Origin of the sequence: Sphingomonas sp. PWP1-2, assembly GCF_049898305.1 — a bacterium.
GTDB lineage: Bacteria > Pseudomonadota > Alphaproteobacteria > Sphingomonadales > Sphingomonadaceae > Sphingomonas > Sphingomonas glacialis.
In genome coordinates this window covers 736,439-748,852 of the sequence record NZ_JAFCXM010000001.1, presented here as the reverse complement: position 1 = coordinate 748,852, position 12,414 = coordinate 736,439, and the positions used below count along the sequence as shown (strand labels likewise).

The 12,414-nt window shown below is 67.3% G+C and carries 11 protein-coding genes; 2 read left to right on the top strand and 9 right to left on the bottom strand.

Annotation, left to right across the window (positions count from 1 at the left end; translation table 11 throughout):
• Positions 1-116 precede the first annotated feature (116 nt).
• A complete protein-coding gene (locus ACP7C5_RS03695; RefSeq protein ID WP_426263209.1) occupies positions 117-1,688 on the top strand; it encodes a M28 family peptidase in 1,572 nt (523 codons plus the stop codon).
• Positions 1,689-1,842: 154 nt separating this feature from the next.
• Positions 1,843-2,475 (top strand): peptidylprolyl isomerase, encoded by a 633-nt coding sequence (locus ACP7C5_RS03690; RefSeq protein WP_426263208.1) that lies wholly within the window; start codon positions 1,843-1,845, stop codon positions 2,473-2,475.
• Here ACP7C5_RS03690 and ACP7C5_RS03685 read toward each other — a convergent pair.
• From ACP7C5_RS03685 to ACP7C5_RS03645, 9 genes are all read right to left on the bottom strand, one after another.
• Positions 2,414-3,352 (bottom strand): EAL domain-containing protein, encoded by a 939-nt coding sequence (locus ACP7C5_RS03685; RefSeq protein ID WP_426263207.1) that lies wholly within the window; start codon positions 3,350-3,352, stop codon positions 2,414-2,416. The genes ACP7C5_RS03690 and ACP7C5_RS03685 overlap by 62 nt on opposite strands.
• Positions 3,349-4,518, bottom strand: a complete 1,170-nt coding sequence (locus tag ACP7C5_RS03680) for an AMP-binding protein (RefSeq protein ID WP_426263206.1) — start codon at positions 4,516-4,518, stop codon at positions 3,349-3,351. The genes ACP7C5_RS03685 and ACP7C5_RS03680 overlap by 4 nt, the downstream gene beginning before the upstream one ends.
• Positions 4,515-5,804, bottom strand: a complete 1,290-nt coding sequence (locus tag ACP7C5_RS03675) for a diguanylate cyclase (RefSeq protein WP_426263205.1) — start codon at positions 5,802-5,804, stop codon at positions 4,515-4,517. The genes ACP7C5_RS03680 and ACP7C5_RS03675 overlap by 4 nt, the downstream gene beginning before the upstream one ends.
• A gap of 8 nt (positions 5,805-5,812) precedes the next feature.
• Positions 5,813-6,127 (bottom strand): phosphonate transporter, encoded by a 315-nt coding sequence (locus tag ACP7C5_RS03670; RefSeq protein WP_133189496.1) that lies wholly within the window; start codon positions 6,125-6,127, stop codon positions 5,813-5,815.
• Between the two features lie 601 nt (positions 6,128-6,728).
• The gene (locus ACP7C5_RS03665; RefSeq protein WP_426263204.1) at positions 6,729-8,990 is read right to left on the bottom strand and encodes a glycoside hydrolase family 3 C-terminal domain-containing protein; all 2,262 of its coding nucleotides are present in this window, start codon (positions 8,988-8,990) and stop codon (positions 6,729-6,731) included.
• 420 nt (positions 8,991-9,410) lie between these two features.
• Complete coding sequence (locus tag ACP7C5_RS03660; RefSeq protein ID WP_426263203.1) at positions 9,411-10,289, bottom strand: hypothetical protein; 879 nt, start codon at positions 10,287-10,289, stop codon at positions 9,411-9,413.
• A gap of 36 nt (positions 10,290-10,325) precedes the next feature.
• Positions 10,326-10,499, bottom strand: a complete 174-nt coding sequence (locus ACP7C5_RS03655) for a hypothetical protein (RefSeq protein ID WP_426263202.1) — start codon at positions 10,497-10,499, stop codon at positions 10,326-10,328.
• Positions 10,496-12,028 carry a PAS domain S-box protein gene (locus ACP7C5_RS03650; RefSeq protein WP_426263201.1) on the bottom strand — a complete coding sequence of 511 codons (1,533 nt, stop codon included), beginning with the start codon at positions 12,026-12,028 and terminating at the stop codon, positions 10,496-10,498. The genes ACP7C5_RS03655 and ACP7C5_RS03650 overlap by 4 nt, the downstream gene beginning before the upstream one ends.
• 4 nt (positions 12,029-12,032) lie before the next feature.
• Entirely contained in the window at positions 12,033-12,398 is a 366-nt protein-coding gene (locus ACP7C5_RS03645) for a CsbD family protein (protein ID WP_133189506.1), read from the bottom strand.
• Between the last annotated feature and the right edge of the window lie 16 nt (positions 12,399-12,414).

The window sequence follows — 12,414 nt, the reverse complement described above, 5'->3', positions numbered from 1 at the left end:
GCTGGGAACGCCCCGTAGGTCCACCGGGGTTCCCTCGGGGTGGCACGCCGCGCTCCAACGTCGCGATCACGCGCGGGGCGCACGAAGACCTCGGTCCGCGCGTCGGCGGGGGCGACGTGGATGTCGAGTACCGGTACACCTTGCCGCGGCGCCGCGTTTTGGGCAGCTTCGCCGCTATGCTCAAGCCCTTCCGCGCGGTGATCCCGCTTTGCCTGCTCCTGACCGGGGCGTCCCGACCTCTGCCGGTCGATCCCGACACGCGCGCCTGGTGGGCGACGACCGCCGCGCTTTCGGGCGATGCGATGGCGGGGCGCGACACTGGCTCGGCCGCTTACGAGCGCGCCGCGACGATGGTGGCGGCGCGGTTCGCGGCCGCCGGGCTCGTACCCGCCGGCGAGAATGGCAGCTATTTCCAGCGCGTGCCGATGCAGGCGTTGTCGATCGAACGGGCGACGGTGCGCATTGATTCCCGGCCGCTGCGGTTCCTGCACGACATCATGGCGAACCCTTATCCGAGCATGCCGACGCGGTTCGACGCTGCGATCGCGTATCGCGGCTATTGCGCGGCGGGTACGCTCGGCGATGTGCGCGGCAAGGTGGTGATCTGTCACGGGACCCACCGGGCCGGCCTGCCTACGGATGCCGATCGCGCCGCCGCGTTGAAGACGGCGGGTGCCGTCGCGCTCGTCACCATCGCCGATCCCGGCTTCGCGGTGGAGCCGCCGCGCTGGCCGTTCGCCTATGCGCGCACGGTGTGGATCCGCGGCAGCGCGCCCGAGGCGCCGGGGATCGCCCGTTTCATCCTCAATGCCGATGCGCTCGGCCGAATGATCGCAGGGGCCGGCCACGATGCCGCGCAGCTGATCGCGGCGGGGAGCGCGGGCGCCCCCCTGCCCGCCTTCGACACCCCCGGCCGCTTCCGCGCCGATTTTCGACTGGCGGAGCGTGCGATCAGCGCGCCCAATGTGCTTGCACGCTTGCCGGGCACCGATGCCGCGCTTGCCGCGCAGACGATCGTTCTGTCGGCGCATCTCGACGGCTACGGCCCCGGCGAACCCGTTGCCGGCGACCGCATCTATAACGGCACGCTCGACGACGCCGCCTATGTCGCGTTGCTGATCCGCTTGGCCGAGCGGCGGCACCAGTCCGGGTTTCGGCGGCCAGTGCTGTTCGCCGCTTTCACCGGCGAGGAAAAGGGCCTGCTCGGCGCGCGCTGGTTCGTCGCGCATCCGACGGTTCCGATCGCCCGCATCGCCGCCGATATCAACCTCGACCAATTGCGCCCGATCTTCCCGCTTCGGCTGCTGACGGTACATGCGCTCACGGACACTACGCTCGGCGACGATGCGCGCGCGGTCGCCGCCGGCCTGCAGATCGCCGTCCAGCAAGATCCGGAGCCCGAGCGCAATCTGCTGCGCCGCGCCGACCAATGGCCCTTCCTCCAGGCCGGCATTCCGGCGACCGCGTTCGTCTTCGGCTACCGCCCGGGCACCGAGAGCGAGCGCATCTACCGCCGCTGGTACAAGACCGGCTATCACAAGCCGCAGGACGATCTCGACCAGCCGATCGACTGGCAGGCGGCCGCGGACTTCAACCGGTTCTTCTACACGCTCGCGGCTCGCGTCGCGGATCAGCCGACCGCGCCGGCGTGGAAGCCCGGAAGCCCGCTTCGCGCCGCGCCGCGCTGAGCCGATCCATCGCATCGCCAGTTGGACGCACTTTGCCCCACAAAGCGAGAGGCGTGCCGCTGTTCCATTTGCCGCCACCGGGTTTCGTCATCGGAAGTGGCCGGGACGACGGACGGACGCTATTCGACACGCCTTATAGATAGAAGGAAATGCGATGAAGGTCTGTCTCGCCGCACTGCTGGTCGCTGTTGGCGCCCCGACTTTGGCGCAGGGGCCGGCGGCCGCACCGGTGCCGGTTGCCGCGCCATCCCCGATGCTGCCCCGCGTCGCGCTGGAGACCAGTGCGGGAAGGATCGTGATCAAACTCGAGACGGTGAAAGCGCCGATCACCGCCGGCAATTTCCTCAAATACGTCGAACAGAAGAAGCTCGACGGCACCGAATTCTACCGCGCGGTGAAAGCCGCCGATCATTTTGGTTTCGTGCAATTCGGGGCGAACAGTGACCCCAAGCGCTTGCTCCCGCCAATTGCCCACGAACCGACGACACAGACCGGCCTTCACCACACCGACGGCGAAATCTCGCTCGCCCGCCGCGCGCCGGGCACCGGCGGCAGCGAATTCACGATCAGCGTCGGCGATCAGACGCATTCGCTCGACGCCGGGCGGGGGCAGCCCGCGGACAATCTTGGCTATGCAGCGTTCGGCCACGTCGTGGAGGGGATGGACGTGATCGTCGGCATCATGGACGCGCCCGTCTCGCCGACCGCCACGCAGCGTGGCGCATTCAAGGGCGAAGTGCCGATAGCACCGGTAAAGGTTCTGACGGCGCGGCGGGCAAAACCCTAGCCGCGCTCGCTTCGGGCACCGGTGCAGACCAAGGCCATGCTCGGTTGATGGTACTCCTAGCGTCCTCCAACGCGAGCACCCCACGCGGCGGCACCAGGTAGCTGGGCGGAAGCGCTTCGATTGCAGGCCGGCCGAGCAGATAGCCCTGGACAAGGCGGATCCCGATCGTCTTCAGCGTCTGCAATTCCGCGGCCGTCTCGATCCCCTCGGCGATGCAACCGATACCGAGCGCTTCGGCCATCCGAGCGACGCCCGCGACGATCGTCTGCCGCGCCATCGAGGAATCGATCCCGCGGATGAGCGCCATGTCGAGCTTCAGCATGTCCGGGCGAAGATCGGCGAGCAAGCCGAGGCCAGCATAACCGGCACCGAAATCATCGATCGCGGTGGTGAAGCCGCGCGCGCGATAGGCCTCGATGATCCTACGGACGTGGGTGACATCGCGCATCCGCTCGTCTTCGGTGAATTCGAACATCAACCGCGCCGGATCGAACCCGACACGCCGTGCCGCCGCGAGCGATGCCCGAATACAGGCGTTCGGCTCGTACACGGCATTGGGCATGAAGTTGATCGAGAGCTTGGTGGCGCTGTCGGGCGCGAACAGACCCCCGGCGAGCTCGATCGCCTTGACGCGGCAGGTCTGGTCGAACTTGTAGATCACGTCCGGCTCGACACTCGCGATCACCTCGGCCGCGGATTGGCCGGCGATGCCCCGTACCAGCGCCTCATAGGCGAAGACCGATCCGCTCGCGATGTCGACGATCGGCTGGAAGGCCATGGTGATTTGCGTCTTCAATGGCTTGCTCGTCTTGCAACCCGCGCAAGCCGCCTTGGCGGGATACGCAGCAGCGCCGATGCCGACTTCACCGTCGTTCATGCCCAATCTTCCAATTTACCCATCGCGTTGCGGGGCAGCGCCGCCCCGAAACGGAAGCTCTTGGGCCGTTCGTGAACCGTCAGTTGCTCCGCCGCGACCTGCTCGAGGAGGACGCCGAGGGTGACAGGATCTTGCCGATCGCGCGGCACGATGAAGGCCTTGAGCCGCCCGGCTGCGTTTAGCCGGACAGCCGCCTCCGCCACTCCATCGACCGATCTCAAGGCTTCGATGACGCGGGCCGGCCAGACATTATGTCCTGCGACTTGCACGGCGCCATCCCGCCGACCGAGCAGCCGAAAGGCGCGATCGCCCGTTCGCTCGATGTGATCGGGCAAGTCCGTGATCACACCTGCGCGGTTGCTGAGCTGCCAGTCGTCCACGCCGTGCGGCACCAGGCGCCACCGCGGCAACAAGTCATAACGCGCCGCCGGCACTTCGCGGATCGCGATGGCGCTGGTCTCCGATGCGCCATAGACGTCCACCAGGCGCGCCAGCCCCGCCGCACGCAGCGCATCGGCAACCGATCCGTCGAGCACGCCTGCCGAACTGACGCCAACCACGTCTTCGGGGAAACGGCGGATCAGCCGCAGCGCCGCGTGCCACTGTTCGGGGACCGCGACGACGAGATCGCCAGCGACGAGGCCAAGCGGCGCGCCGAGCGTACGCACGACGATCGGAACGCCGAGCACGCTTGGCACCAATGCGGTCCAGACGATGCCGTAGAGATGGTTTGCGGGAACCAGCGCGACGATGCGCCGCCGATCGGCAAACCGCGCCGCAAGCCACGCCGCCTCGTCGAGCAGATCGGACATGGCATGGACGCACGGCCGCTGCTCGCCGGTAGAACCCGACGTCCTCACCGTCATGTTGCTGTCCGCCGCCGCCTGCCCGGCCATAATCCAGTCGATCCACGCGCCGACGGTGCTCGGTGGAGCCTCATCGAGCAGGCTATCGTCGAGATCGAACATCTCCGCCAACGCGCCGAGCGCGCCGAGCTGCTCGAGCGAATCGAGCCCAAGCCCCGCCTCGTCGATCGCCATCGCCTCGGGCCAGATCCCCTCGACAAGCGGTGGCAGAACCGTTTCCCGGATCCGCCGCACTTCGGCGGCCACCGCGGCACACGCGATGCGATGCACGGCAGAGCGCCGCAGTTCGACGCTGCTCACGCTGCAGCGGCTTGTGGTTGGAACACCTGATTGCGTCCGCCGCGTTTGGCCGCATACAGCCGCTTGTCCGCCAGCGCGATCAGCGCGTCGATCGAACCGTCCGCTTCATCCAGCGTCGCGCAGCCGAAGCTGGCTGTCAGCGTCAATATCGTGCCCGCCGTCTCGACCTCGATTGCGGCGATGGCCGCGCGCAGGTCCTCGGCGAGCCCGATTGCCTGTTGCCCATCGTACCGTGGCAGCAACGCAGCGAATTCCTCCCCCCCAAGCCGCGCGAATACGCCACGCGGCGGGAGCAACGGCGCGCACGCCTCCGCGACGCGGCGCAACATGATGTCGCCGACGGGATGCCCGTAAGTGTCGTTGATCGCCTTGAAATGATCGAGATCGAGCATGATCAGCGACAGCGAATGCCGCAGGTCGCGCCACCGCGTCTGCTCGCGTTCCATTGCGTGGCTGAAATGCCGCCGGTTGGCGGCGCCGGTGAGATGGTCGCGGGTCAGCACGCGTCGCAGATCCTCTGCCGCCGCTTCGCGCCGCGGCACGTCGCGCAGGATCACGGAGAAGCCGATCGGGCCCGTTTCGTCATCGCGCGAGCGCGCGACCACCAGACGCTGGCACCAATAGCGCTCGCCATTGGCACGCTGCTGCCAGCCTTCCTGCAGGTGCCAGCCATCGCGCTCGGCGACCACCAGTTGCTCGTCCAGACGCAAGTCCCCGCCGGTCGTATCGGTCTTCAGCACGTCGCCGAGTTTTTGACCGATCACCGCGGCAAGATCGTATCCCGTCTGGCGCGTGAAGCCGGGATCGCCAGTGATGACCTCACCGTCCGGCCGGACGGTCAGCGCCGCATAATCGTTGATCCCATTCAGCAGCGTTGCGAACCACGTATCCGCTTGGCGAAGCCGTTGTTCCTGGACGACTTGCTGGCTGATATCGGTCAGCGTCACCATCAGCCGATCGGGCGCAAGTTTTACCATCGTGCACGCCAGCACCTTGCGCGGGGTAGTACGCCGCGCACATCCGAGCTCGACGAAGATGCGATGGCCGTCGCAGACGCGTCCAGTCGCGGGGGCGAACGCGGCAGCGATGCTGCGCAGCTCGGGGGCGTGCTGTTCCAAAGCCGAAAACAGATTGCCGGCATCGCGCGGGCCCGCCAACGGCAGCAGATGCTGCATGGCGTGCGGATTCATCATCCCGATCTCGCCCGCCATGTCGCATTCGAGCAGGCCGACCGGGCATGCGTAAAGGAACTCGAGCAGCTGCTCTTCACTCGACCGCTCGGTCATGGCGGTTCCTAGCGTTCGATGAGAACGTAGCGGCGCGCCGTTTCGGGCGAGGCCAGCAGGCGCAGCCGCACCTTGGTCGGTCGCATGCGCAGCGTCAGGACATAGGGCACGATGTCGTCGATTTCAGGCTCTTCCTCGAACCGCTGGGCAACCATGAAGTTGTTCATGCACTGCGCGACCGCCTCGAAGAACGGGACGCCCATGACGCTGGCACGGTCGAGCCCCGAAAGGCGTGCCTCGGTGGCGTTATAGACCTGTACCGTCGTATCCGCAGGGAACCCGACGATCCCGAACGGCAAGGCATCGCGTTCGACGTCGCTCATTCCGTCTAGGGTCGTGAGGGAAAGGGATTCGAACGCAATTTCCTGAGGCACAAACAAAGCTCCTGTGATCCATTTCCCTGCACCGCCAGACCTAAAGATTACCTTAAAAGGCTGATTTGGTTACATTGCCGCAACGATACCGGCACGCCGGCGTATTTGTCAGTCGGGGTGGCAGGCTCTCGCGCATCGCACCCAAGGTTGGAGCCCGCTTGCCCGTGCGACTCATGCTCAGGCCGGTTGCCCGCCGCCTGCCAAAGGTTCGTCGCTGTGGCCGCAGCGGCCGACACTGCGACAGCGCCCGCCGGGGAAATATGTCGAGCGATGGGATTTCATTGGTATCCACGGGCTCAAGCCGCGCTCCGCCGCAATGCGATCGAACCGGGGACGGTCGATTCCCGCTCGCTCCGGCAACGGCTGCGCGACACCCGCGATGACGAGCGCGCGCGCCGAGATCGCCGCGCTGGCGCTCGGTCTGGCGCGCTTCGAGTCGGCCTTCCCGACAGGACAAGCCCACGTCATCGACGGCGGGTGAGGAACAGCTGTCGCGCGGGCGGCATTCGTCGAGCCCCGGTGGGGGCCGAGAGAAAACAGGGGACGCCGCTTACCGCGCGCGCCATGTCGCCGGCATGGTCCGCGCTGGCAGGCTCACCGTCACGGTCTGGCGAATGTCGGTCGCCGAGTCGGCGAGCATCACCTTGTAGCGACCACCCGCGATCCGCCACTGATGCCCGGCTTCGTCCCACGTCGCGAGCAGGCGTGGATCGACCGTCACCGCGACCGTCTGGCGCGCGCCGGGCGCGAGCGCGACCTTGGTGAAGCCACCGAGCCGCTTGGGCGCTTCCCATCCACCCGCGACCGGCGCGACATAGATTTGCGGCACCGTCGCGCCAGCACGCGCACCGGTGTTGCGCACCGTGAAGCTGGCGGTCAACGCGCCGTTGGCGGCGGTCGCGGTCAGCCCGTCGGTGGCGAAGCGCGTATAGGACAGGCCGTGGCCGAAGGCGAAGAGCGGCGTGATCGCCTTCGCGTCGAACCATTTGTAACCGACCGTCGCGCCCTCTTTGTAGATGACGTCGCCGGCGTGCGGCTTGGCCGGATCGGGCAACTGATCGACACTGCTCGCAAAGGTCATTGGCAAGCGCCCCGACGGATTGGTCGTGCCGAACAGCAGATTGGCGATCGCCGCACCGCCGGCAGTGCCGGGATACCACGCCTCGAGCACCGCTCCGACCTTGCCGAGCCACGGCATCGCGACCTGGCTGCCGGTTTCGAGCACGACGACCGTCTTGGAATTGGCCGCGCCGACCGCGTCGATCAGCGCATCCTGCGCGCCGTCGAGCGCCATCGGCACGTCGAACGATTCCCCCTGCCACTGCGTTGCAAAGACGATCACGACATCGGCGCCGCGCGCCAGAGCCGCCGCCGCAGCAGGATCGCTGCCATCGGCAAAGGCGACATCCGCGCCCGGCGCGCGGCGCTTGATCTCGTCGAGCGGCGACGAGGGATAATACATGATCGGGCCGGGCCAGGTCTTTGGCAGCAGCCCCGGCACGGCATTGCCGCCGACCGGATAGACGAGCGAGGATCCCCCGCCTGCGAGCACCCCCTTGTCGGCATGGCCGCCGATCACGACGATCCGCTTTGCGGTCGCGGCGAGCGGGAGCACGTCACCGTCATTCTTGAGCAAAACCGCGCCCGCCTCCGCTGCGGCGCGCGTGACGGCGGCGTGCGCGGGAAGATCGATCGGCTGTTCGCTGACCGGACGCTCGAAAAGCCCTTGCGCGAACATCGCGCGCAGGATCCGGTGCGTCATCACGTCGAGCCGCGCGGGCGTCACCGCTCCGCTATCGAGCGCCTGGCGCAGCGGCGCGCCGAAGAAGGGCTGCGTGTCGAAGGGAAAGCCCGAATCCTGGTCGAGACCGGCATTGGCGGCGGGCGCGGTGCTGTGTGTCGCCCCCCAATCGCTCATAACATAGCCCTTGAAGCCCCAGTCGGTGCGCAGGACATCGGTCAGCAGCCAGCTATTCTCGCAGGCATAGGCGCCGTCGACGCGGTTGTACGAACACATGATCGACCCCGGATCGGCGCGCTCGATCGCCAGCTGGAAGGCGAGCAGGTCGGACACGCGCGCCGCGCTGTGCGCGATGATCGAATTGCCGGCGTTGCGATCGGTTTCCTGATCGTTGAACGCATAATGCTTGATCGTCGAGACGACGTGGTTCGACTGGATACCGCGCACTTGCTCGGCAACGATCGTCCCGGCGAGCAGCGGATCCTCGCCGCCATATTCGAAATTGCGGCCGTTGCGCGGCTCGCGCAGCAGATCGACGCCGCCCGCCAGCATGACATTGAAGCCCGAACGGCGCGCTTCGTCACCGATCATCGCGCCGCCGGCATGCGCGATCGCAACGTCCCAGCTCGCGGCGATCGCCAGGTTCGACGGCAAAGCGGTCCGCTCGCGCTTGACCGCGGCACCCCCCTGCGTCGCGACACCGACGCCGGCGTCGGTTTGATGCTGCGCCGGAATGCCGAGCCGCGCGATCGCGGGGACATAGCCGGCCGAGCCGGCATGCGCCTCGACCGGAGCCTTATAGAGGAAGATCGGAAAATCCGTCCCGAAATAGCCGAACACCAAGGTGAGCTTCTCGTCGCGTGTCATTGCCGAAACCAGCGCCTTCGCACGCGCATCGGGATCGCGCTTCGCATCGTTCCACGCGCCGCGGATCGCGGGCTTGGTCCACGCGGGCAGCACCGGCGTCCCGGCGACCGGTGCGACCTTCGCGGGCGGCGGTGGGGCGGCGACTTGGGCGGACGCGGTGGCGGCGACGAGCAGCAAGGGCATGGCGGCGACACGAAGCGTCATCAAGAAATCCTCTCTCGGTAGGTGTCGCGCCGTGACTCCGGACCGAACGCCGACGCTGGCGTCGTATATGCGGGCGTCTTTGACAGGTAAACAGCTGGCGAAGCTGCGTTTCGCGCCCGGCATTCTGCCAGGGCCGCATCGCGCTTTCGCGGCGCCGATCCTGGTCATGCTGTATCGCTGCCTTGCGCAGCAATCGGTGCGGCCATGCGGCGGTGCGGGCAAGCGCGCGATGCTGCCGCAATCGCTTGCCAGACAGATCGGATCGATGCCGACAGCTTGCGGCGGGGGTAGGCGCTGGCCGATCGCCCTGCGCATGTGTCCGTCTGGTCGGTGTCCTGCGGCAGCCGGTTGACTACCGCGCCGCAGGACACGTCGCGTAACGACAATGCCGCCCGGGATCCGGGCGGCACTGCACGCGTGTTAGAGGCGGCGGCGCGTGGCCGTGGTCGCCCCGAAGCCGGCGGCACCGGCGCCGATCAGCAGCGCGATCACCAGCATGAACGACGTCCCCGCTGCCACACCGGCGGCGGTGTCGGTCGCCGACTTTGCGGTACTGATCGCGTCGTTCTTGGTCTTGACGAACTGCGCCTTGGCTTGCGTCACCTGGGCCTGTGCCTCGGGACGGCTGATCTTGCGCTGGGCGGCGACGATGTCGACGATCCGGCTTTCGGCCTGCGAGCCGTCGGTGCCACCGCGGGCGAGCGCGGGCAGCTGCTTGGCGATTTCCTTCTGCGCCTGCTCGGGCGTCATCTGCGCCGGGTCGGACGGTGCGGTCGACAGATAGGCAGCGGCTTCGTTGCGGACGTCGGACGTATCGACGCCAGCCACGTCGGCAACCTTGGGAGCCGCCGCACCGATCCCGCTACCGGCTGCGCCTGCAACCGCGCCGACGGTGCGGAACGCGCCGCCGATGATCCCGCCGACCGCCGACGTGAGCAGATACAGCGTCAGGATCAGCGTGACGCCCCAGACGACGAGGCCGTGGACCAGACCATCGAAACGATCGTGCACGCCAGCGACGCGTGCCGCTGCATAGCCGCCGGCACCCAGCGCGATCACGGTCGTGACGATCCAGTACAACCCGGCGCCGATGCCTAAGCCGGTCGCCCCTGGTGTCGTGCCCTCGACCGGATTGACGAGGCTGAGCCCGATCCCCGTGCCAAGAATGCCGAGCACGAGCTGGATCGCGATCGCCAGCACGACGCCGGCGAAGATTGCACCCCACGAAATGCGCGTCGGCGTCTTCACCAGACGCGCGTCGTCAACCGGCACGAAGCCGGGTGTCAAATTGGTAGCCATAGTCACTCCTGTTGGTAGAAAATTGCCGGACCGGCGTCAGTCGTCGCCGTCCTTAATCATGGGGCTGTCGCCCCGGGCCTGATCGGCTCCGGCTTCGCTTTCGCGCCGCCCCTGCCGTTCGACATCGGCGTCGCCGATGATCTTGCCGATCGCTTCCTGGACCGAGCCCTTCGCCTGGCGGGCGCGGCCCTTGTCGCGGCGCTGCGTCATGCTGCCACCTCCCGTTCGGACGGTTCGTTCGTCGACGATGTCGACATCGAGTCGCCATCGAAGCCGCGCGCGCGTGCCCATGCCGCAGCGGCGTTGCGGCGATTGACGCCGATCTTGGCATAGATCCGCGCGACATGGTTGCGCACGGTATTGCCCGACAGATCGAGCGTCCGCGCGATCGACTTGTCGTCGAGCCCGCGACAGATCAACGCCAGCACTTCGCGCTCGCGCTGCGTCAGCTCATCGAGCCCGACTCCGCTCGGCTCGGCCTGCGGCGCGCGGATCCGCGCCAGCTTCTCCATGATCGAGCGGCTCAGCCAGCTGGTATCCTTCATCACCGCCTCGATCGCGCCGACCAGTTCGCGTTCGGACGCCTTGCGCGTGCTGATGTCGCGCATCGCCCACAGCACGCATGCTTCGTCACGCAGCAGGATTGGTTCGGTCGAAACGATACCGTCGATGACCGCGCCGTCCTTCAAACGGATCCGGACTTCGCGATCGCGCAGCGCATGCCCCGCATCGATCTCCCCCTCGAGCGCGTGTTGCAGCGCCGGGGTCTCCCACAAGCCGACTTCGCCGAGCGGACGCCCGATGATTTCGTCGGCGGCATAGCCCGTCAGTGCGGTGAAGGCCGCGTTGACGTCGCACAGCCGATGCCCGTCAAGCGCACCGATCGCGAGCGCCACGGGCGCAAGCGAGAAGGTCCGCGTGAAGCGCTCCTCGCTCTGCCGCAGCGCGTTTTCGGCTTTCCGACGCGGTTCGAGATCGGCGAAGGTGAACAGCATGCACGGTTGATCGCCCATGTCGATCGGCTGCCCGGCGACGATGACGAGTTTCGTCTCGCCAGTGGGCAAGTCGAGTTCGGCCTCCATCTGCGGGATGGTCCGCCCCTCGGCGAGCCGCTCCTTGCCGAGATCGCGCTTCTCGGCGCGCGCCAGAACGTCGATGTCGTAGACCGTCTTTGCGAGCACGGTGTCGCGGTCGTGCCCGGTCATGTCGAGAAAGCCCTGATTGACCTTCACGAAGCGCAGGTCGTTGAGCCGGCAGATGACCGCCGGTGCCGGATTGGCGTTGAACGACTGTTCGAACCGATCCTCCGCCTCGAAGCGTGCCGAGACGTCCTGGATCACCAGGACGAGACATTCGGGCTCGTCCTCGGCGTTGGTCAGCACCAGGCTGCGCACTTGGTGGACCCAGCGCGGCTCGGCCTCGCCAGCGACCGCAACTTCGACAACGACCTCGGAAAAGGCCTCGCCCGCAACCACGCGCTCGATCGGATAATCGGCGCCGCGCAAGCGGTGGTTGTTGCGATAGCGCAGCTGGAAGCGCTGGCGATAATCGTCGACCGTGGCCCCGAGCGCCTCGATCGCATCAACCCCGTGCATCCCGAGCGCCGCTTCGTTGGCCCACAGGATCGATTGGTCGGGGTCGACCAGGATGACGCCTTCGTCGAGCCCCGCGATGATCTGGCGCAAATGGCGCAGATCCGCAGAGTCTCGCAGCGACTTGAGGGCCGGGGCCACGGTCACGCGATCAGTCGCGCTGGCCGTGCACGAGCCACGCGAGGCCGTAGCCGAGCGCTGCCGCGCCGAGCGCCCAAAGCACTGGTGCCTGCTTGACTGAGTCCTGCGCCGTCCGCGCACCGCGCTTGGCGGCGTCCAGCGCACGATCACCGGCGACCCGCGCCTCGCTGCCGATCTTGTCGGCGAGCTCCGGGGCGCCGTCGACGACGTCGCCGATTGCCGACTTTGCACGACCGTAGAGGTTCTGCGCGCCACCAGCGACCTGATCGACAACGCCATCGACCTGCCAGTCGCGGCTGTTGACGGTGTCGCCAACGGCCTTTTCGATCTTGCCGCCGATATAGCGTGCACCGCCCTGGAATTCGTCCTTGTTCATTTTCTCGCTCCTTGTC